The organism is uncultured Arthrobacter sp. (assembly GCF_964021775.1).
In the GTDB taxonomy this organism is placed as follows: domain Bacteria; phylum Actinomycetota; class Actinomycetes; order Actinomycetales; family Micrococcaceae; genus Arthrobacter.
Genome location: NZ_CAXHZI010000030.1, coordinates 1 through 20,044 on the forward strand (window position 1 = coordinate 1; position 20,044 = coordinate 20,044).

The window sequence follows — 20,044 nt, forward strand, 5'->3', positions numbered from 1 at the left end:
GCCACCTGGGGCGGCATCCGCTCCACCTGGGGCAGCCTGGGCTACGAACGCGGCAAACTCGGCTACCCGTCCGGCAGGGAAGCCTGCGGCCTGATCAACGGCGGCTGCTACCAGATGTTCCAGGGCGGTTCCGTCCACTGGGCACCGGGCGTCGGCGCGTTCGCCACCACCGGCGCCATCCGCGCCATCTGGGCCAGCCTCGGGTACGAACGGGGTCGACTCGGATACCCGGCTGCCCCCGAGGTCTGCGGCGCCGACGGCGCCTGCAGCCAGCGGTTCCAAAAGGGGACCATCACGTGGTCTGCGGCGCGAGGCAGCGTCGTCACCCCTTAGCCCGGTTACCGCGGCGGTTGGCCCCACCGGGAGCCAACCGCCAGGCCGGCGTCACTCCGGCATGATCATGGTGCGCAGATCCAGCTGGCGCAGCACCCGGTCGGCGACTTCGGGGTCCATGTCGGGTTCGTTCCGGGCCGCCACTACCTCCTGCCGCGCCGCGTCCAGGGCGATGGTCTGCACGGCAATGGCCAGTTCCCGCCCCCGCCTGCGCTTCTCATTCACGCTCTCGTTCCGCAGGCTGCCGTCCAGCAGCTCGGCATGCAGCCGGGTCATCTTCTCCTTGACCAGGGCCACCTTTTCCTTGGGCAGTTCCTTCATCAGTTCGTTGTCTTTCAGCGCCGCGATGGCCGCCTGCTGTGCCCGGGAAGCCAGCAGCCGGGCCGCGTCGCGCTCCACGGAGCCGTCCTCCGAGGCCTTCAGGGTCCGCATCAGCCACGGCAGCGTCAGGCCCGGCAGCACCAGCGTGGCAAGCAGCACGGCGCAGGCGATCACCAGCAGCTCGCTGCGGGCCGGGAACGGAGTGCCGTCGGCCAGGCTGACCGGCAGCGCCAGGGCCAGCGCTAGCGTGGCCAGGCCGCGCATCCCGCACCAGGAGAGGATCAGGACCTCCTTGGCCGAGGTGGGACGCAGGGTGTTCTTGTTGCTCCGTGCCAGGCCGGACATCATCGCCAGCCAGCCGAAGCGGACGGCGAACACCAGCACGCAGACGACGGCGGCGGTCCCGGCCATGCCGAAGACGGCGGTGCCTTCCTCGCGGATGACCTGCCGGATCTCCAGTCCCACCAGCCCGAAGGCCAGCCCGGTGGCGAGCAGTTCCACCACGTCCCAGAAGGCCGTCCGGGTGACCCGTTCGGCGGCGTCCTGCGGCCGTGAATGCCGCTTGATTTCCAGCGCGGTGACGACGACGGCGATCACGCCGGAAGCGTGCAGCTCCTCGGCGAGGATGTAGGCGGCAAACGGGACCACCAGGGTGACGGCGCTGCGGGCCACCAGCGACTGCACCAGCCGGGTGATCAGGCTGGTGAACCAGCCCATGCCGATACCGATCCCGACGGCGACCGCCGCTCCCAGGACGAACTGGAGGACGACGTCGGGCCCTAATTTGGTGCCGGAAACGGAGGCCGCGACGGCCGCCTGGAAGATGACGATGGCGGCGGCGTCGTTGAACAGGCCCTCGCTTTGCAGGACCGTGATGAGGCGCCGGGGCATGTGGACCCGCCCGGCGATGGAGTCCACCGCCACCGGATCCGGCGGCGCCACCATGGCGCCGAGGGCGATCGCCGCTGGAATCCCGATGCCCGGGATCAACAACCAGGCGGCCCCGGCGACGACGACGGTGGAGACCACCACGAGCGCGACGGCGAGCATCAGCAGCGTGCGCCAGCGGACCCGGAAGACGGCCCAGGAGCTGCGCTGCGCGGTCGCAAAGAGCAGCGGCGGCAGGAAGATGGGCAGGATCAGCTCCGGCGGGACCGCAATCTCCGGAAAACCCGGGATGAAGGTCAGGGAAGCGGCCAGGATCAGCATCAGGACCGGGTACGGCAGGCGGAGCCGGTCCCCAACGCCCACCGCCACCACGGTGGCGAGAAGAAGTCCGACGATGAGGGCCAACTGGTCCATGAGCTCACTTTCCCCGCAGGTTACGGCGGCCCAACGCCGGTCCTTGAGGCGCCGGCCGCCCCTCCACCCTATCGGGGCGCTGCTCCGTCGGTGCTAGTTCACCGTTTCCAGGGCTGCGGCAAGCGGCAGCGTCCCGTCCCGGAACTCGATGGTCCGGCCGGCGGTCTTGGGCATGCCCAGCACCGCGGCGGCGACTAGGGCCACGTTGGACCGCGAGGTGCCAGTGCCGTCCGAGGTGTCCGCGGGGTCCACGTCGAGCAGCCCGTTGCCGGGTCCGTCCGTCAGGGATCCGGGGCCCAGGATGGTCCAGTCCAGGCCGCTGCCGCGCAGGTAGGCGTCCGCGGCGGCCTTGGCCTCGGCGTAGGCGTGGAAGCTGTTGTCCGCCGGGACTCCGTGGTCCGGCCCGGCGCCCAGGTAGGAGACCATGACGTAGCGCCGGACGCCGGCCTGGGCTGCCGCGTCCATGGAACGGATGGCAGCGTCCCGGTCCACGGCGTAGGTGCGTTCGGGGCTGCCGCCGCCCGCACCGGCGGACCACACCACGGCGTCGTGGCCCTGCAGCGCCGCGGCGAGTTCCGCCGTCGTCGACTTCTCCACGTCCAGGACCAGCGGGGTGGCGCCGGTGGCCGCTACGTCGTCGCGGTGGTCAGGGTTGCGGATGATGGACGTGACGTCCGCTCCGTCCTTCGAGAGGATGCCGGACAGTTCCAAAGCCACTTTGCCGTGGCCGCCGATGATTGCGATTCGCGTCATCGTTCCATTCTGTCCCAAGTGCGCCGGCGCCGCACCCGGGTTTGGGTTGAGACAAAAAAGACCCCGCAGGCCGGGCCTGCGGGGTCTTGTCTGGTAGCGGTGGGGAGGCTCGATCTCCCGACCTCACGATTATGAGTCGTGCGCTCTAACCAACTGAGCTACACCGCCACGAATGAGAAAAACCTGCGTCAAGCCGGTCAAAAACCGCCTTGACACAGGCTCTCATCCAGAGCCCCCCACCGGAATCGATCCGGTGACCTCGTTCTTACCAAGAACGCGCTCTACCACTGAGCTAGGGGGGCAACGAGTAAATACTCTACCGGAAGATTCGGCTCCCAACAAATCGGCGGGCCGGCCCCGGTGCCGGCGCGGAAATCCGCGCGGTTCCGGGGATCCCAGGGGCTTCAGCACGTCCCGGCGGGCACATACCGGCCGGCCCGCGCCCCGGATGTGACGAAGCCGACTCACGGGTCCGAATTGTTCCAGGAACAGAGCACGGTCCGGGCTTTAACGCCGAACGGGCCGGCTCAGGTGAGCCGGCCCGTTCTGGGTACTGCCTAGGAACTAGTGGTTACCACTTGTTGCGGGGCTTGAAGCCGCCCTCGTGGCGGGGCTTGCGGGTGTCGGTGCCGACACTGCGTTCGTTCCGGTCGCTGAAGGAGCGGCCGCCGCGGTCAGCGGAGGAACGCTCGCCGTCGTTCTTGCGGAACTCGCGCTTGAAGCCGCCGTTGCCCTTGAAGTTGCCGCTGCCGCCGGAGTAACCGCCGCGTTCGCCCCGGTCGCCGCCACGGCTGCCCTGGTAGGCGCCACGGTCACCGGAGGGCTTGCGGCCGTTGTCCAGCTCGAGGTGGATCAGCTCGCCGCCGATCCGGGTGCGGGACAGGGCCTTCAGCTGATCGGGGCTCAGGTCCGCCGGGAGCTCCACCAGGGAGTGGTCCGAACGGATGTCGATGCCGCCGATCTGGGCCGAGGAAATGCCGCCCTCGTTGGCAATGGCGCCCACAATGGAGCCCGGCATAACGCGCTGGCGGCGTCCGACGGCGATCCGGTAGGTGGCGTTGCCCTCGGTCAGGGTGCGGGTCGGGCCGCGGGAGCCGAAGCCGTCCTTGGAGCGCTCACGCTTCTGGAATTCCGGAGCGGCCGGCAGTTCCTTGACCAGGAGCGGCTGGCCGCCCTGCGCCATGACGGCCAGTGCGGCAGCGATCTCGGCGGCCGGAACGTTGTGCTCCTCCTCATAGGAGGCGATCAGGTCACGGAACGCCGCGACGTCCTCGGATTCGAGGGTCTCGGTGATCTTCTCCGCGAACTTGCCCAGGCGCAGGGTGTTGACCGTCTCCGCGGTGGGCAGGTGCATCTGCTCCACCGGCTGGCGGGTGGCCTTCTCGATGGAACGCAGCAGGTACTTTTCCCGCGGCGTCATGAACAGCACGGCGTCGCCGGAGCGGCCCGCGCGGCCGGTGCGGCCGATGCGGTGCACGTAGGACTCGGTGTCGTGCGGGATGTCGTAGTTGATCACGTGGCTGATGCGCTCGACGTCCAGGCCGCGGGCGGCGACGTCGGTGGCGACGAGGATATCGATCCGGCCCTCCTTCAGGGCCTCGACCGTGCGCTCACGCTGCTGCTGCGGGATGTCGCCGTTGATGGCGGCGGCTTGGAAACCGCGGGCGCGCAGCTTGTCGGCCAGGTCCTCGGTGGCCATTTTGGTGCGGACGAACGCGATGACGCCGTCGAACTCTTCGACCTCGAGGATGCGGGTCAGCGCATCGAGCTTGTGCGGGCCCATGACCTGCAGGTATCGCTGACGGGTGTTGGCGCCGGTGGTGGTCTTGGACTTGACCTGGATTTCGGCCGGGTTGTTCAGGTACTGCTTGGACAGGCGGCGGATCTGGCTCGGCATGGTGGCGGAGAACAGTGCAACCTGGCGGCCCTCGGGGGTCTGCTGGAAGATCTGCTCCACGTCGTCGGCGAAGCCCATCCGCAACATCTCATCGGCCTCGTCCAGCACGAGGTACTGGAGTTCGGACAGGTCAAGGGAACCCTTGGCGATGTGGTCGATGACACGGCCGGGGGTACCGACAACAACCTGGGCACCGCGGCGCAGGCCGGCCAACTGCGGGCCGTAGGCGGAACCGCCGTAGACCGGCAGGACGGTGAAGTCGTCAATGTGCTTGGCGTAGGAGGTGAAAGCCTCGGCGACCTGGAGCGCAAGCTCACGGGTCGGAGCCAGCACCAGGGCCTGCGTCTTGCGGGACGGGCCGTTCAGGTCGTGGAGTTCGGCCAGGCGGGTCAGCGCCGGTACTGCGAAGGCTGCAGTCTTACCGGTGCCGGTCTGGGCCAGGCCCACGACGTCGCGGCCCTCGAGCAGCACCGGGATGGTGGCTGCCTGGATCGGGGAAGGCTTCTCGTAGCCGACCTCCTGCAGGGCGGCGAGGACGCGGCCGTCGATGCCGAGGTCGACGAAGCGGAGGCCGGTTTCGTCGTCGCCGGCTGCGTCGGCGGGCTTCTCAGCGGCGGCGCCGGCTGCCGTTTCGTCGGCTGCGGGGGCAGCCGTTTCGGTGATCTCGACGTCGGACTGGGTGTTTTCGGTGTCGACGGAGTTGTCTTGATTTTCGGGCATAGGGGAATCTTCCTCATCCATAGGGGCCAAGCGGCACAACCCGAGGTGAGCGGAGCCGCAGTACACGTGACACAAGGTGCCGGGCATACATTGACCGGCCGGTCACATAGAAGTCCGGCGCTTTCGCAATCCCGTGGCAGGACTTCCCGCTGCAACTCTTGGCTGCTATCCCAGCAGTCTGTACAGCGTTTTCTTTAGCCGGCTCTCCCTATGAAAATGCCCGCATCACAGTAGCGGGCCCCAACACTTGCCAGTCCTGCCTCAAAAATTGGGCAGGAATAAGGGATTTCCGGAGTGGGGGATATTTCAAGTGTAGGGCATGCGGCGGCGCAGGTGGTAATGCAGAGGCCGACGGCGGCGGTGACCTTGCGCACACGCCGGCGGACCCTGCGGGCTACTCCCCCTGCCGGGACTGCAGCTTCGCGAACTCCTGGTGGTACTCCGGCTGCAGCCGGATCAGGCCGTCGGCGTCGGCGTCCCGCAGCGCCTCCATGTCCTCGACCGTGGGATCGGAGAACCATTTCCCGATTGTCACGCCGTGCGCCGGAACGTAGAGCCGGTGGATGTGGTCCCCCGCCTGGATGCTGCCGAGCCGGACCACCCGGAGGTACGCGCCCACCCGGCCGGCCTCGGTGAACCGTTTCACCCAGTGCGGTTCGTTCATCCGGCGCTGGAATGTGCCGCACGGCCGCCGGGGCGAGGTGACTTCCACCTCGACGTCGAGCCCGATCTTCCAGCGTTCGCCGATTACCGCGTTCGTGGCATCGAGGCCGGCGACCCGCAGGTTCTCGCCGAAGTACCCCGGCGGAATATCACGCCCGAGTTCAGCGGCCCAGTAGTCCGCGTCGGCCTGGGAATAGGCATACAGCGCCTGGTCCTCGCCGCCGTGGTCCATCCGGTCGGCTTGGACGTCGCCACGGAGGCCCAGCCGGTGGACCTTCACCGGCCCGTCCACCGGGCGCTTGTCAATGGCGGTCACGCCCAGCCGTCCCTCGTCGCCGAGTAGCTGGTGGACCCGGCAGACGGCAAGCACGGATGCGGTGTTCATGGCACCAGTGTAGGCCTGCGGCCCCGTCGCGGCGGGGGGCGGCGGGGGTGGCGGCGGCCCGGCGACGCTCCCGCCCAGTTGTTACTCCGCCCGGGCCCCGTAAGCCCGGCGACACCGGCGGGTCGGCCCGGATCCGGGCGGGTCCAGGAGAACAACCGGGCGGGAACGCCGGGCCCGCGGCCGGGGCGGAACGTAGGATGCTCCCATGAGCAGCCTTGGAGCAACCGACGTATCCGATGTCCTGGCGATCGATTCCCTGCTGAGCGCCGATGAGCTGGCAATCCGGGAAAAGGTCCGCGATTTCACCAGCCAGCGGATCCGGCCCGGCATCGCAGCGTGGTACGACGACGGCGTCTTCCCGCTTGAGCTGGCCGCGGAGCTGGGCGAGCTCGGGGTGCTCGGCATGCAGCTGGAAGGCTACGGTTGCCCGGGCCGCTCCGCCGTCGAATACGGACTGGCCGCGATGGAACTCGAAGCGGGCGATTCCGGCATCCGCACCTTCGTCTCGGTGCAGGGATCCCTCGCCATGACCGCCATCCATCTGTGGGGCTCGGAGAAGCAGAAACTCCACTGGCTCCCCCGGATGGCCGCGGGCGAAGTGATCGGCTGCTTCGCCCTGACCGAGCCGACAGCCGGCTCGGACCCGGCCGCGATGCAGACCTTTGCCCGGCGGGACGGGACCGGCGAGGACGCCGGCTGGATCCTGGACGGCGCCAAGCGCTGGATCGGACTCGCCTCCGTGGCCGACGTACTGGTGGTGTGGGCCATGACCGACGACGGCGTACGCGGCTTCCTGGTCCCCGCCGGCACCCCCGGGGTCACGGCCACCCCGATCGGGCAGAAACTCTCAATGCGCGCCTCGATCCAGTGCGACGTCAGCTTCGACGGCGTCCGGCTGGGCCCGGAGGCGCAGCTTCCGGCCGCCCGCGGGCTGCGCGGACCGTTCAGTTGCCTGAACGAGGCACGGTACGGAATCGCGTGGGGCGCGATGGGCGCCGCCCGGGACTCCTACGAGGCGGCGCTGCGGTACTCGCAGCAGCGGCTGCAGTTCGGCAAGCCGCTGGCCGGGTACCAGCTCACCCAGGAGAAGCTGGTGAACATGCTGCTGGAGATCCAGAAAGGCACCCTGCTGGCGCTGCAGCTGGGCCGGCTCAAGGACGCCGGGAAGCTGCGGCCGGAACAGATTTCGCTGGGCAAGCTGAACAATGTTCGCGAGGCGATCGCGATTGCCCGCGAGGCCCGCACCATCCTGGGCGGGAACGGGATCACGTTGGACTATTCCCCGCTGCGGCACGCCGCCAACCTTGAGTCGGTTCGCACCTACGAGGGCACCGACGAGGTGCACACCCTGGTCCTGGGCCAGCACATCACCGGGCTGGCCGCCTTCCGCTAAGCCGCCCGGGTGGGCCCACGCCGGCCGGGCCCGGGCTGTGCCTGCGCGGCGCGGCGCGGGCGCGAGATGACACTCCACGGCAGTGTTTCCGGCAAACATTGCCGCGACCTGCCAACTCGGTGGGTGTCGCGCGGGCCTCTGCGTCGGGCAGGTCCGAAGACGCGCCACCCGGGGCTCAGGCGGAGAAGCCGCCGTCGGCCTTGACCAGCTGGCCGGACACCCAGCGGCCCTCGGGCGAGAGCAGGAACGCCGCTGTCCCGGCCACGTCCGCGGGCGTGCCGAGCCGGCCGCCGGGCTGCTGGCGCGACAGGTCCTCGCGGAGCTGCGCGTCCATCCAGCCGGTGTCCACCGGGCCCGGGTTGAGCACGTTGGCGCTGATCCCCAGCGGGCCGAGCTCCCGGGCAGCCGCAATCACGATCCGGTCCAGGGCCCCCTTGGACGCGCCGTAGGGCAGGTTGAACGCGGTATGGTCGCTGGTCAGCGCCACGATTGCGCCGCCCTCCGCCGGCACCTGCCGGGCAAACGCGGCAACCAGCTGCCAGCTGGCGCGGGAGTTGACGGCGAAATGCCGCTCAAAGCTCTCCAGGGTGGTGTCCAGGATGCCGGAGTCAACGGATTCGGCGTGGCTGAGCACGAGTCCTTGCAGGGTGCCGGCGTCGTCCGCCACTGCGGCCATCAGCCGGTCCACGGCCTGCGGATCCTCGAAGTCGGCAGGGACGGCCACCACGGCCGCGCCGATTGCCTGCAGCTCTGCGGTGAGCCGCTCGACGTCGTCGGGCTGGACGCCCCAGGGCATCCGGGTGTCGTAATCCTGCCAGTAGGTGAGCACCAGGTCCCAGCCGTCGGCAGCAAGCCTCCGCGCAATGCCGGCGCCAATGCCGGCGAGCCGCCCGACGCCGGTGACCAGGGCCGTCTTGCGCTGCACCGGCGGGGCCGCGGCAGCCGGTGAGTCCGGGGAATCTGGCACGGGCGCAGTGACAACCATGGGGCCCAGCCTAGCTGCCGGCCTAGGCCGGAACCGGGACCGGGGCCTTGTTTCCGGTGTCCTTGCGGATCGTCGCGCTGATCACGGCGGCGATCGTGCACATGGCCGCAGCGGCAAACCAGGCGTAGGTGTACTGTCCGGTGGCGTCGCGGACGGCGCCGGCGGCCAGGGCTGCCGCGGCGGCGCCCAGTTGGTGCGCGGCGAAGACCCAGCCGAAAACCACGCTGCCGTCGGCGCCGAACACCTGGCGGCAGATCGCGGCGGTGGGCGGGACGGTGGCCACCCAGTCCAGGCCGTAAATGACCACGAACACGATCATGCTGGGCTGGACTTCCGCGCTCAGCAGCAGCGGCAGCACCAGCAGTCCGATCCCCCGGAACTGGTAGTAGACGGCGAGCAGGATCCGCGGGTTGAACCGGTCCGTCAGCCAGCCGGAGGCGATGGTCCCGAGGATGTCGAAGATGCCGACGACGGCGAGCAGGCCGGCCGCGGTGGTCTCGGCCATGCCGTGGTCGTGCGCGGAGGGGATGAAGTGGGTGCCGATCAGCCCGTTGGTCGTGGCCCCGCAAATGGCGAAGCCCGCCACAAGGGCCCAGAAGGTCCGGACCCTGCTGGCCCGCTTGAGCACCTGCAGCGCCCGGACGGCGGCATTGCGGCGTGGTGCGGCCGGCGCGGCCGGGGAGCCCGGGGCAGCGGCCTGCACTGCTGTCGTGGCGGGGCCGTCCGCCTCCGTCGCGTCCGCCCGTCCGTCCGCCTGCCCGGCGGCGGCGTCGTCGGCGGCGTCGTCGGCGGCGTCGGCACCATAGGGCAGCGTGCCGGCGTCGGCGGGTGAGTTCTTCAGGAACTTGAGCACCAGTGGCACCACGGCCAGCGCGCCGGCGGCGATCAGCAGCGAGGCCTGCCGCCAGCCGGGGCTCTGCGCGAGGGCGGCGATGAACGGCAGGAATACCAGTTGCCCGGCCGCGCTGCCTGCGGTGAGGATGCCGATCACCAGTCCGCGGCTCTTCACGAACCAGGTGTTGGCGACCGTGGCGGCGAAGACCAGCGCCATGGATCCGGTGCCGAGGCCGATCAGCAGGCCCCAGGTCAGCAGGATCTGCCAGGACTGGTTCACCAGTACGGTCAGGGCGCTGCCGGCCCCGATCAGCACCAGCGCGACGGATGTCACGGCACGGATTCCGAAGCGCTCCATCAGTGCCGCGGCGAAAGGGGCGGTGAGGCCGAACAGCACCAGGTTGATGCTGACGGCGGCCGAGAGGACTGTGGTGGACCAGCCGAACTCGTTCTGCAGCGGCACCATCAGCACGCCCGGGGCGGCCCGGAAACCGGCGGCGCCGACCAGTGCCAGGAACGCGACGACGGCGACGGTCCAGGCCGGATGGATCCGGCGCCTCGTTGAGGGGCGCCGGGCGGGGGTGGTCCGGGGCGCTCTCATGCCGCAGTTCCGTTCTGCCGGGTGGCCGGAGCGGTGGCAAGGGGAACCGGGTCGGAAGTCCGGGTGAGGCTGTGCCAGCTGGTGTTTGCGGCCGTGAGCCGTTCGCCGCAGGCCGTGCAGCTGTCCGCCGAGGTGGTGCGTTGCCCGCAGCCGCTGTGGACCACAAACATGTGCGCCTGTTCGGACGGCGCGGCCAGGTGCTTTTCGGACCAGATCACGACGGCGTTGAGCACCGGCAGGGCGTCTTCGCCTTTGGCGGTGAGCACGTACTCCTGGCGACGGCGGCCGCCGTCGTCGTCGTAGGGCCGGCGGGTGAGGAGGCCGGCCTCGACGAGCGCTGCGAGCCGTTTGGCGAGGACCGAGTCCGCCGCGCCGAGCCGGGCCTTCATGGCCTCGAAGCGCCCGTTGCCGAAAAAGACTTCGCGGAGGACCAGCATGCCCCAGGGGTCGCCAAGGATGTCCAGGCCGCGGGCCATGCTGCAGTTGCGCCGGGACCAGTCGGAGCGAAGTGCCATATCGGCAGGCTAGTTGACTCTCTTCAAGAAAGCTAGACCGAACGTACACTTGGGGCCCCTCGACGCGCGGGCCCAGGGCCGCAAGTGTCCGTTCGCGCGCAAACCCAGGGCCGCAAGTGTCCGTTCGCGCACAAACCCAGGGCCGCAAGTGTCCGTTCGCGCACAAACACAGGGCCGCAAGTGTCCGTTCGCGCATGAACCCAGGGCCGCAAGTGTCCGTTCGCGCATGGCGGGGGCCGGGGCTAGAGGTGCTGGCGGAGGCCGGCACGGGAGGGCCGGTAGGCCAGGGCCCAGTACACCAGCATCGCGATCCCGCAGACCACGCCCAGGCTCGCGACGGTGAGCTGCCACTGCGTGTTCGGGTCCTTGCCCCACTCGTGCGCCCCGGCCATCACCGCGAGGTACTTGGGGCTCAGGTAGAAGGCCACGGCGGACGCGGCGACGATGATCCAGCCCGCCAGCCGCATCCTGCCGTTGCGCGAGGGCACGCGGTGGATGGCGAAGCCCATGCAGGGCAGCGCCACGGCCATCCAGACCCAGTGGTGGGACCAGGACACCGGGCTGATCAGCAGCATCAGCAGGGCGGTGGCGGACACGGCCACGAAGTTCTCTTCCGCGTCGACGGCCCACTTGATCACGAGCGCGGCCACGGCGGCCAAACCGAGCGAGAGCACCAGCCACACCACCGACGTCAGGGACGAATCCGGCAGTCCAAGGTGCAGCAGCAGGCCCTTGACCGAGAGGTTGTCCACATAGCCCGGGCCGCCGATCCGTCCGGTGTCCGGCAGGATCTTGGTCCAGAACGTGAGCGAGGCCGTGGGCAGCATGGCCCAGGCCAGCGCAATCGACCCGAAGAAGCCCGCGGCCATCCAGCCGAGGGCCTTGAAGTCGCGGCGGACCAGGAAGTACAGGCCGAAGGCGAGCGGGGTCAGCTTGATCCCGGCCGCCAGTCCGATCAGCAGGCCCGCCGGCCAGCGGAACTCCCCCGCCCGGGATTTTCCGTAGAGTGCAAAGTCGGCCAGGATCAGGCCCATCAGGATGATGTTGATCTGGCCGAAGTCGAAGGTGTCCCGCCACGGGCCCATCAGCAGGATCGCCGCGGTGCCGGCCAGCGCCACGGCCCGGAACCGCCAGTCCGCGGCCGCGTCGCGCCAGCGGCCCAGCCCGAAGTAGTGCCGGGTCAGCCAGGCGGACACAACGGCAGCGCCGAGCAGCGCCGAGGCAATAAAAACGACGCCGCCGGCGCTCTGGCCCAGCGTCGCCATAGCGGCGAAGATCAGCGCAGCGAAGGGCGGGTAGGTGAACGGGAGCCCGTCGCGCGGGGCGTAGAGCTCGTTGACCCCGGCCTCGCCGGTCTGCAGCACGCGGTTCCCGCCGTAGAAGTAGACCTCGAAGTCGTTCAGCAGCGGGATGTAGGCCGAGTACAGCACCACCAGGGCGGCGACGACGGCGGCCGCGCCGGCCGCCGTCGCGACCCAGCCGCGGGTGGTGGAGCCGGTTGCCCGGGATGTGACGGTCACCGGAGGCTAGCTGCCCGTCTCAATGCGCGCGAACGCCTGCTCGAGGTCCGCGATCAGGTCCTCGACGTCCTCGATGCCGCAGGAGAGCCGGATCAGGTTCTCGGGGACCGCCAGTTCGGTGCCCTTGACCGAGGCGTGCGTCATCTCGGAGGGGTAGTTCATCAGCGATTCGATGCCGCCCAGGGATTCGGCCAGGGTGAACACCGAGGTGGACTCGGCGACCTTGCGCGCCGCAGCCTCGCCGCCCTTGAACTGCACGGAAATCATCCCGCCGAACTTCTTCATCTGCTTTTTCGCCAGCTCGTGGCCCGGGTGCGAGGGCAGGCCCGGGTACAGCACGGCCTCCACCTCGGGGCGCTGCAGCAGCCATTCGGCCACGGCCTGGGCGTTGTCGCTGTGCCGGTCCATCCGCACGCCGAGGGTTTTGAGTCCGCGGGTGGTGAGGAAAGCGTCCATCGGCCCGGACACGGCGCCGACGGCGAACTGCACGAAGCCGATCTTCTCGGCCAGCTCCGGGTCGTTGACGATGATCGCGCCGCCGACGACGTCGGAGTGCCCGCCGATGTACTTGGTGGTGGAGTGCACCACGACGTCGGCGCCCAGGGCCAGCGGGTTCTGCAGGTAGGGCGAGGCGAAGGTGTTGTCCACCACGAGGAGGGCGCCGGCGTCGTGCGCCACCTGGGCGAGGGCCGCGATGTCGGTGATTTTCATCATCGGGTTCGACGGCGTCTCCACCCAGACCAGCTGGGTCTTGCCGCCGGCCTCGCCGCCGTTCGAGCCGCCGGCCGCGACGGCCTTGGCGACGGCGTCAAGGTTGGACATGTCCACCGGGGTGTTGCCGATCCCCCACTCGCCCAGGACGCGGCTGATCAGCCGGTACGTCCCGCCGTAGGCGTCGTTGCCGAGCACAATGTGGTCCCCGGGCCGGGTGAGGGCGCGGATCATCGAGTCCTCGGCGGCCAGGCCGGAGCTGAAGGAGAACGCGTGCGAGCCGCCCTCCAGCGCGGCGAGCTGTTCCTGCAGGGCGTCGCGGGTGGGGTTGGTGCCGCGGCCGTATTCATAGCCGGCGCGGAGTCCGCCGATCCCGTCCTGCGCGTAGGTGGAGGAGAAATGGACCGGGGGCACCACGGCGCCGGTGCGCGGCTCGAAGGCCTGGCCGGCGTGCACGGCGCGGGTGTTGAAGCCGGCCTGGGCCGCGGAAGAGCTTTCTGGCTGGGACATGGGACTCCTTGAACTGGTCAGTTGCTGAGGTAGGCGAGGAGGTCGTGGCGGGTCAGGATCCCCACCGGAGCGCCGACGAACGTCACCATCAGGGTGTCGGTGTCGGAGAGGAGTTCGCGGGCCGTCGAGATCGATTCGAGCGAACCGATCACCGGCAGCCGTGCCTCCATGTGTTCGGAGATCTTGTCGGTGAGGTTCGCCTCGCCGCGGAAGAGCTTGGCGGTCAGGGTGCGTTCGTCGACGGCCCCGAGCACCTCGCCCATCACCACCGGCGGTTCCTGGGACAGCACCGGGATGTGCGAGACGCCGTACTCGTTCATGATGTTGATGACGTCACGGACGGACTCATTCGGGTGGATGTGCACCAGGTCCGGCAGTTCGCCGGTCTTGGACTTGAGCACCTCACCCACGGAGGCCTCGTCTCCGCCGGACAGGAAGCCGTACGAGCGCATCCACTGGTCGTTGAAGATCTTGGCCAGGTAGCCGCGGCCGGAGTCGGGCAGGATCACGACGACGACGGCGTCGGCGGGCAAATCCTTGGCGGCCTGCAGCGCGGCGACGACGGCCATGCCGGAGGAACCGCCCACCAGCAGGCCTTCTTCCCGGGCCAGCCGGCGGGTCATGGCGAAGGAGTCGGCGTCGCTGACGGCGATCACGTCGTCGGGCACGGCCTTGTCGTAGTTCGCCGGCCACATGTCCTCGCCGACGCCTTCAACGAAATACGGCCGGCCGGTGCCGCCGGAATAGACCGAGCCGGCAGGGTCGGCGCCGATGATCTTGACCACGCCGCCGTCGGCCTCGGCCCGGTCCGCGGAAACTTCCTTGAGGTAGCGGCCGGTGCCGGTGATGGTGCCGCCGGTGCCGGCGCCGATCACGCAGTGCGTGATCCTGCCGTCCGTGTCGCGCCAGATTTCCGGGCCGGTGGACTCGTAGTGGCTGGCCGGGGCGGCCGGGTTGGAGAACTGGTCCGGCTTGTAGGCGCCGGGGATTTCGGTGACCAGGCGGTCCGAGACACCGTAGTAGCTTTGCGGGCTGTCCGGGGCGACGGCGGTGGGCGTCACCACCACTTCGGCGCCGTAGGCCTGCAGCACGGCGCGTTTGTCCTCGCCGACCTTGTCCGGGACCACGAAGATGCAGCGGTAGCCCTTCTGCTGCGCCACGAGGGCCAGGCCCACCCCGGTGTTGCCGGAGGTGGGCTCCACGATGGTCCCGCCGGGCTGGAGCTTGCCGCTGCGCTCCGCCTCCTCGATCATCTTGGCGGCGATGCGGTCCTTGATGGACCCGCCGGGGTTCAGGTATTCCAGCTTCACCAGGACCGTGGCGGCGATGCCGTCGGTCACGTGGTTGAGCTTGACGAGCGGCGTGTTGCCGATGAGGTTCAGGACGGACTGGGCGTACTTCATAGGTACAAAGTTACCGTCTGCGGGGCCGCGGGCACGTCGCGTCGCCGCTGCCGCCGCGCGGGTGCGACGATTAGGCGGTGAAACGACGGACCTGGTGGAAGACGCTCAGGAGCTACCTGGTCCCCGGCGGCATGCTGCTGGCCGGGGGCGCGGCGCTGGGCACCGGGCTGCTGCCGTGGCCCGCCTTCGAGGAACTCACCGGGCGTACGGTGCCCGTGCTGGGCTTTGTGGTGGCGGTGTCCCTGGTGACCGAGCTGGTGGACGACGCCGGACTGTTCCGGGCGGTCACGGACCGCCTGGCCGCGCTGGGCCGGGGCAGCGTGCTGCTGCTCTGGCTGCTGGTGATCGCCCTGGCCACCGTCTCCACCCTATTCCTGTCGCTGGATACGACGGCGGTGCTGGTCACTCCCGTGGTGGTGCTGCTGGCGGTCCACGCCCGGATCCCGCCGCTGCCCTTCGCCCTGACCACCATCTGGCTCGCGAACACGGCGTCGCTGCTGCTGCCCGTGTCCAACCTGACCAACCTGCTGGCCCAGTCCCGGCTGGGCCTCAGCCCCGCCGCCTTCGCCTCGCTGGTCTGGGCGCCCGCGCTGGTGGGGGTCCTGGTCCCGCTGGCGCTGCTGTGGCTGGCCTTCCGGAAGGATCTGCGGGGCCGCTACGGCCCGCAGCCGGTCCACCGGGTGCGGGACCGGGTGCTGCTCTATGCCTCGGCCGGCGTGATGCTGCTCCTGCTGCCGGCACTGGTCTCCGGGATCCCGGTGTATCTTCCGGCTGCGGCCGCCGCCGTGGTCCTCCTGGTTCTCTTCCTGTGGCGCCGCCGCTCCGCCTTGCGCTGGTCCATGATTCCGTGGCGGCCGCTGATGCTCACGGTCGGCCTGTTCATGGTCGTGGAGGCTCTGCACGCCAACGGCCTGGCGGGCGTCCTGGGCCGGGTGGCCGGGTCCGGGGAGAGCCTGCCGGCGCTGCTGCAGCTGGCCGCGCTGGGCACGGGCGCGGCGAACGCTGTCAACAACCTGCCGGCCTACCTCGCGCTGGAACCGGTGGGCGGCTCGCCGGTGCGGCTTGCGGCCCTGCTGATCGGCGTGAATCTCGGCCCGCTGGTGACGCCCTGGGCTTCGCTGGCGACCCTGCTCTGGCACGAACGCCTGCGCGCCCTCAACGTCGAGATCCGCTGGGGCGGCTTCGCGTTGGCGGGCGTCGCCGCCGTCGCCCTGACGGTCCCCCTGGCGGTCGTGGCTCTCTGGCTGACCAGCGGCATGCACTGATCCGGCGTCAGGCCCCCAGGTCGTTCCCGGCAGTTGTAACGGCGCCACCGGCCGCCTCACCGGTGGTCCCGCCGGCTGCGGCCGGGCCCGCCGGGGCGGCGTTTTGCCACAGCCCCACGATGTTGCCCTCGGTATCCGTGAAATACACATTCCAACCGGACCCTGGCACTTCCATCTTGCCGCGGTGGACCGAACCGCCCCGGGCCGCGATCTGCGCCAGCGCCTCGTCGATGTCGTCGACGTCGACCGTCACCACCGGGGCCGTGAGGTCGCCGCGGCGGAACAGGCCGCCGTTGATGGACCCGGACACCGCGGGCCGGCCCCGCTCGTCCAGCGGGGTGGTCAGCGCCAGGCTGTATTCCATCTCCGGCATGACCTGGAAACCCCAGCCGAACACCGCACTGTAGAACTCCCGGGCGCGGTCCTCGTCGTCCGCGGGAAGCTCGAAATGCACCACGCCACCAGCCATCACATTCTCCTGACCTTCAAGGGATCCGCTCCCGGGGACGGCACGGCAACCCGGGCCACAGCCGGAGTCTAGTCCCGCGCGGGGCTCCGGATAAGGGCCATCGGGTCCAGCGGGCCCCGCCACCGAGGGCGGTCCGGAATATGCCCGGATGTGCCCGCCGTCGGCCCCGCGTGGGAACATGTTCGGGTGACAACCGCAGAGCTCCCCGCCGGCACCGCCGCCGCGGCGGACGCCTCGCTCCGGTGGCACCCGGGCGGCCCCTACGACCTGATGCAGACCCTCGGCCCGCTCCGCCGGGGCCACGGCGATCCCTCCATCCGGGTCACCCCCGACGGCTTCTGGCTGGCGTTCACGACGCCGGCCGGTCCTGCCTCACTGCGCCTGTCCCCCGCCGGTCCGGTCTGCGCGCCGTGGATCGAGGCCCGCGCCTGGGGGCCCGGGGCAGCCGAGGCGATCGGTGCCGTGCCGCGCCTGCTGGGCCGCGACGACGACTGGTCGGCCTTCGACGAACCCGCCTTCCACGCCACGCTCCCGCGGATGGTGGTGGACGCCCGGCGCCGGAACCCCGCCGTCCGGCTGCCAGCCACCGGCCGGATGATCGACGCGCTGGTGCCCACGGTCCTCGAGCAGAAGGTCACGGTGATCGAGGCGCGCCGCGGCTACCGCTACCTGGTGTACCGGTTCGGGACCGCGGCCCCCGGCGCCGGCACCGTCGCCCCCGCCAACCTCCTGGTCCAGCCCACCCCCGAGCAGTGGCTGCGGATCCCGTCCTGGGAATGGCACAAGGCCGGGGTCGGCCCGCAGCGCTCGGACACCGTCATGCGGGCGCTGCGCTCCGCCGTCGCACTGGAACGCCTGGCAGCGCTGCCGGCGGCCGAAGCCGCCGCGAAGCTGCAGACCCTTCCCGGGATCGGTATCTGGACGGCGGCCGAGGTGGTGCAGCGCACGCACGGCTGTCCGGACTCGATCGCGGTGGGCGACTACCACCTGGCGGCTTACGTCGGCGCTGCCCTCACCGGGCGGCGGACGGACGACGCCGGGATGCTGCGGCTGCTGGCGCCCTGGGCCGGCCACCGGCAGCGGGTGGTGCGGATGATCGGCCTCAGCGGATTCCGGAAGCCGGTCTTCGGCCCGCGGATGACCATCCAGGACCACCGCGGTCACTGACCCCGCGTCAGCGCTGCACGGAAACCGGGCCGGGCCGCAGTCCGGGGGCACTTTGGCGCGGACACGCCGCCAACCGGAGCGCCGACGTCGCGTATTGCCCCCAAAGTCCCCCCGGACGGTACCACCCGGCCGCGAAACACCGCTCCCGGTGGGGCCGCCTCCGGCCGCGGTCTACAGTCCCAGCCGGGCCACGGCCTCCTGGCGCATGTCCACCTTGCGGATCTTGCCGGACACCGTCATGGGGAAGCTTTCCCGGACGTCCACGTAGCGCGGGATCTTATAGTGCGCCAGCTTGCCCCGGCAGAAGTCGGCCAGGCCGGCGGCGTCCAGCATGCCGGCGCCGGGCTTGAGGATCACGCAGGCCATCAGTTCCTCGCCGTAGGCGGCGTCAGGGACACCGATCACCTGAACGTCCTGAATGTCCGGGTGGGTGTAGAGGAACTCCTCGATCTCGCGCGGGTAGACGTTCTCGCCGCCGCGGATCACCATGTCCTTGATCCGCCCCTCGATCACGAGATAGCCGTCCGTATCCATGCGCGCCAGGTCGCCGGTGTGCATCCAGCCGTCGGCGTCGATCGCCTCCGCTGTCTTGTCCGGCTGGTTCCAGTAGCCCTGCATCACCGAGTACCCGCGGGTGCACAGCTCGCCGATCTCGCCGCGCTGCAGGACCCCTCCGGTCACCGGGTCCACCACCTGGCTTTCCAGGTGCGGCATGGTCCGGCCTACGGTCTGCGTGCGCTGGGCCATCGTGTCCACGCTGCGGGTCATGGTGGAAACCGGCGAGGTCTCCGTCATGCCGTAGCAAATGGCAACATCGCGCATGTTCATCTCCGCGATCACCCGGTTCATGACCTCGATGGGGCACAGCGAGCCGGCCATAACGCCGGTGCGCAGTGTGGACAGGTCGTAGGAGGCGAAGTCCGGCAGGGCGAGTTCGGCAATGAACATGGTCGGCACGCCGTACAGCGATGTCCCGCCGAAGTCCTGCACAGCCTCCAGCGCGGCGGCCGGTGAGAACCCGCGGCCCGGAATGATGGTGGCGGCACCGTGGCTGAAGGCGGCCAGATTGCCGATCACCATGCCGAAGCAGTGGTAGAACGGCACCGGCAGCACCACCCTGTCGTGCTCGGTGTAGTCCAGCAGCTCGCCGATGGAGTAGCCGTTGTTGAGCAGGTTGCGGTGCGTCAGGGTGGCGCCCTTGGGGAAACCGGTGGTGCCGGAGGTGTACTGCAGGTTGATCGCGTCGTGCGGGTCCAGTTCGGCCATCCGCGCCTTCAGCCCTGAATGCGCGACGTCGTCGGCCCGCCTGAGGAGTTCCGCATAGGTCTGTTCCGCCTCGCTTTCCGGAACGCCGGCGGCGAGGCCGGGCAGGCCTCCATCGGGCAGGAACACGAGTTCGCGCAGCTCGGGACATTCCGCAAGCGCCTGCCGGGCCATCCCGGTGTAATCGCTGTTCTTGTCCGACGGTGCCGCCACCAGCATCCGCATGCCGTTCTGCCTGACGACGAATTCCAGTTCATGGCCGCGGTACGCCGGGTTGACGTTGACCAGGATCGCCCCGATCTTCGCCGTGGCGTACTGCAGGATGGTCCATTCTGCGCAGTTCGGGCTCCAGATGCCGATCCGGTCGCCGGTGGCGACGCCGAGCGCGAGCAGCGCGCGGGCCAGCCGGTCGACGTCGTCGTTCATCTTGGTGTAGCTCCACCGCCGGGCCTCCCCTCCCGGAACCGCCGCGGCCTCAATCAGTGCATCGTGGAACGGGAACCGGGCAACGATCCGCTCAAAGTGGTCGCCGATGGTTTCTTCGATCAGCGGGACGTCAGTGTCCCCGGCTGTGTACGCAAGCATGGTGTGACGCTACCAACAGCCCGGCGGCAAGAGAAGGGTAAAGCGTGGAAGTCCTAGGAAATCTTCCGGCCATCTCCGGGCGCCGGCGCGGCCGCCCGGTAGGGTAAAGGCCATGAGCGAACCCATTGACCTGCAAGCCACTTTCATCCCCAACGAGGGCGAGTTCTTCCGCGTGAAGCTTGCCCTCGAGATCGCGATCGACGAGGTAGTCAACGAGCCCGGCTGCATCCGCTATGAACTGACCGAGGCGAGCGAGGACAAGCTGGTGCTGACCGAGCGGTGGGCGTCCCAGGAGGACCTGGACAAGCACTCGAAGGGCACGGCGGTCCAGGACCTGAACGAGTCCCTGAGCGCACTGCTGGCCGAGCCGGTCAAGCTGGAAAAGCTCTAGTCCGGCCGCTCGCACCCACCCAACAGCGACGCGGGGTCATTCCGCGCCCATAACCCTG

16 protein-coding genes, 2 tRNA genes and 1 pseudogene are annotated in these 20,044 nt (G+C 69.7%); 5 read left to right on the forward strand and 14 right to left on the reverse strand.

What is annotated here, in order from left to right:
- Positions 1-333: pseudogene (locus ABIN76_RS16595) on the forward strand (hypothetical protein); the annotation flags it as partial.
- Between the two features lie 51 nt (positions 334-384).
- On the opposite strand, the gene ABIN76_RS16600 reads toward ABIN76_RS16595, so the two are convergent.
- The 6 genes from ABIN76_RS16600 to ABIN76_RS16625 all read right to left on the reverse strand — a co-directional run bounded on the left by ABIN76_RS16600 (position 385) and on the right by ABIN76_RS16625 (position 6,374).
- Positions 385-1,956, reverse strand: coding sequence for a Na+/H+ antiporter (locus ABIN76_RS16600; protein WP_346960774.1), 1,572 nt, complete (start codon positions 1,954-1,956; stop codon positions 385-387).
- A gap of 93 nt (positions 1,957-2,049) precedes the next feature.
- Positions 2,050-2,709 (reverse strand): SDR family oxidoreductase, encoded by a 660-nt coding sequence (locus ABIN76_RS16605; protein ID WP_346960775.1) that lies wholly within the window; start codon positions 2,707-2,709, stop codon positions 2,050-2,052.
- Positions 2,710-2,800: 91 nt separating this feature from the next.
- Positions 2,801-2,877, reverse strand: a tRNA-Met gene (locus ABIN76_RS16610).
- Positions 2,878-2,939: 62 nt separating this feature from the next.
- Positions 2,940-3,011, reverse strand: a tRNA-Thr gene (locus tag ABIN76_RS16615).
- 269 nt (positions 3,012-3,280) lie between these two features.
- Entirely contained in the window at positions 3,281-5,326 is a 2,046-nt protein-coding gene (locus tag ABIN76_RS16620) for a DEAD/DEAH box helicase (protein ID WP_346960776.1), read from the reverse strand.
- A gap of 394 nt (positions 5,327-5,720) precedes the next feature.
- The gene (locus ABIN76_RS16625; protein WP_346960777.1) at positions 5,721-6,374 is read right to left on the reverse strand and encodes an MOSC domain-containing protein; all 654 of its coding nucleotides are present in this window, start codon (positions 6,372-6,374) and stop codon (positions 5,721-5,723) included.
- Between the two features lie 205 nt (positions 6,375-6,579).
- Here ABIN76_RS16625 and ABIN76_RS16630 point away from each other — a divergent pair, with 205 nt between their 5' ends.
- On the forward strand, positions 6,580-7,767 hold the full coding sequence (locus tag ABIN76_RS16630; protein WP_346960778.1) for an acyl-CoA dehydrogenase family protein: 1,188 nt from the start codon (positions 6,580-6,582) through the stop codon (positions 7,765-7,767).
- 175 nt (positions 7,768-7,942) lie between these two features.
- On the opposite strand, the gene ABIN76_RS16635 is transcribed toward ABIN76_RS16630, so the two are convergent.
- From ABIN76_RS16635 to ABIN76_RS16660, 6 genes are all read right to left on the reverse strand, one after another.
- Positions 7,943-8,752 (reverse strand): SDR family oxidoreductase, encoded by an 810-nt coding sequence (locus tag ABIN76_RS16635; RefSeq protein WP_346960779.1) that lies wholly within the window; start codon positions 8,750-8,752, stop codon positions 7,943-7,945.
- A 22-nt stretch (positions 8,753-8,774) separates the two neighbouring features.
- The gene (locus tag ABIN76_RS16640) at positions 8,775-10,187 is read right to left on the reverse strand and encodes an MFS transporter (protein WP_346960780.1); all 1,413 of its coding nucleotides are present in this window, start codon (positions 10,185-10,187) and stop codon (positions 8,775-8,777) included.
- Entirely contained in the window at positions 10,184-10,702 is a 519-nt protein-coding gene (locus ABIN76_RS16645) for a helix-turn-helix domain-containing protein (protein ID WP_346960781.1), read from the reverse strand. The genes ABIN76_RS16640 and ABIN76_RS16645 overlap by 4 nt, the downstream gene beginning before the upstream one ends.
- Positions 10,703-10,944: 242 nt before the next feature.
- On the reverse strand, positions 10,945-12,222 hold the full coding sequence (locus tag ABIN76_RS16650; RefSeq protein WP_346960782.1) for a glycosyltransferase 87 family protein: 1,278 nt from the start codon (positions 12,220-12,222) through the stop codon (positions 10,945-10,947).
- 6 nt (positions 12,223-12,228) lie between these two features.
- Complete coding sequence (locus ABIN76_RS16655; protein ID WP_346960783.1) at positions 12,229-13,443, reverse strand: cystathionine gamma-synthase; 1,215 nt, start codon at positions 13,441-13,443, stop codon at positions 12,229-12,231.
- 17 nt (positions 13,444-13,460) lie between these two features.
- The gene (locus ABIN76_RS16660; protein ID WP_346960784.1) at positions 13,461-14,846 is read right to left on the reverse strand and encodes a cystathionine beta-synthase; all 1,386 of its coding nucleotides are present in this window, start codon (positions 14,844-14,846) and stop codon (positions 13,461-13,463) included.
- Between the two features lie 77 nt (positions 14,847-14,923).
- Here ABIN76_RS16660 and ABIN76_RS16665 point away from each other — a divergent pair, with 77 nt between their 5' ends.
- Positions 14,924-16,111, forward strand: a complete 1,188-nt coding sequence (locus ABIN76_RS16665) for an SLC13 family permease (RefSeq protein ID WP_346960785.1) — start codon at positions 14,924-14,926, stop codon at positions 16,109-16,111.
- A 7-nt stretch (positions 16,112-16,118) separates the two neighbouring features.
- On the opposite strand, the gene ABIN76_RS16670 is transcribed toward ABIN76_RS16665, so the two are convergent.
- Entirely contained in the window at positions 16,119-16,580 is a 462-nt protein-coding gene (locus tag ABIN76_RS16670; RefSeq protein ID WP_346960786.1) for a VOC family protein, read from the reverse strand.
- A gap of 186 nt (positions 16,581-16,766) precedes the next feature.
- Between ABIN76_RS16670 and ABIN76_RS16675 the strand changes: the two genes are divergently transcribed.
- Complete coding sequence (locus ABIN76_RS16675; protein ID WP_346960787.1) at positions 16,767-17,747, forward strand: 3-methyladenine DNA glycosylase; 981 nt, start codon at positions 16,767-16,769, stop codon at positions 17,745-17,747.
- A gap of 171 nt (positions 17,748-17,918) precedes the next feature.
- Here the strand turns inward: ABIN76_RS16675 and ABIN76_RS16680 are convergent, their stop codons facing one another.
- Positions 17,919-19,595 carry an AMP-binding protein gene (locus ABIN76_RS16680; RefSeq protein ID WP_346960788.1) on the reverse strand — a complete coding sequence of 559 codons (1,677 nt, stop codon included), beginning with the start codon at positions 19,593-19,595 and terminating at the stop codon, positions 17,919-17,921.
- Between the two features lie 112 nt (positions 19,596-19,707).
- Here ABIN76_RS16680 and ABIN76_RS16685 point away from each other — a divergent pair, with 112 nt between their 5' ends.
- Positions 19,708-19,986 (forward strand): antibiotic biosynthesis monooxygenase, encoded by a 279-nt coding sequence (locus tag ABIN76_RS16685; protein ID WP_346960789.1) that lies wholly within the window; start codon positions 19,708-19,710, stop codon positions 19,984-19,986.
- The last annotated feature ends 58 nt before the right edge of the window (positions 19,987-20,044 follow it).

What these genes read in the sequence shown, in the direction of transcription:
- ABIN76_RS16600 (WP_346960774.1), bottom strand. Translation starts at nt 1,956, where the DNA reads ATGGACCAGTTGGCCCTCATCGTCGGACTTCTTCTCGCCACCGTGGTG.
- ABIN76_RS16605 (WP_346960775.1), bottom strand. Translation starts at nt 2,709, where the DNA reads ATGACGCGAATCGCAATCATCGGCGGCCACGGCAAAGTGGCTTTGGAA.
- ABIN76_RS16620 (WP_346960776.1), bottom strand. Translation starts at nt 5,326, where the DNA reads ATGCCCGAAAATCAAGACAACTCCGTCGACACCGAAAACACCCAGTCC.
- ABIN76_RS16625 (WP_346960777.1), bottom strand. Translation starts at nt 6,374, where the DNA reads ATGAACACCGCATCCGTGCTTGCCGTCTGCCGGGTCCACCAGCTACTC.
- ABIN76_RS16630 (WP_346960778.1), top strand. Translation starts at nt 6,580, where the DNA reads ATGAGCAGCCTTGGAGCAACCGACGTATCCGATGTCCTGGCGATCGAT.
- ABIN76_RS16635 (WP_346960779.1), bottom strand. Translation starts at nt 8,752, where the DNA reads ATGGTTGTCACTGCGCCCGTGCCAGATTCCCCGGACTCACCGGCTGCC.
- ABIN76_RS16640 (WP_346960780.1), bottom strand. Translation starts at nt 10,187, where the DNA reads ATGAGAGCGCCCCGGACCACCCCCGCCCGGCGCCCCTCAACGAGGCGC.
- ABIN76_RS16645 (WP_346960781.1), bottom strand. Translation starts at nt 10,702, where the DNA reads ATGGCACTTCGCTCCGACTGGTCCCGGCGCAACTGCAGCATGGCCCGC.
- ABIN76_RS16655 (WP_346960783.1), bottom strand. Translation starts at nt 13,443, where the DNA reads ATGTCCCAGCCAGAAAGCTCTTCCGCGGCCCAGGCCGGCTTCAACACC.
- ABIN76_RS16660 (WP_346960784.1), bottom strand. Translation starts at nt 14,846, where the DNA reads ATGAAGTACGCCCAGTCCGTCCTGAACCTCATCGGCAACACGCCGCTC.
- ABIN76_RS16670 (WP_346960786.1), bottom strand. Translation starts at nt 16,580, where the DNA reads ATGGCTGGTGGCGTGGTGCATTTCGAGCTTCCCGCGGACGACGAGGAC.
- ABIN76_RS16680 (WP_346960788.1), bottom strand. Translation starts at nt 19,595, where the DNA reads ATGCTTGCGTACACAGCCGGGGACACTGACGTCCCGCTGATCGAAGAA.
- ABIN76_RS16685 (WP_346960789.1), top strand. Translation starts at nt 19,708, where the DNA reads ATGAGCGAACCCATTGACCTGCAAGCCACTTTCATCCCCAACGAGGGC.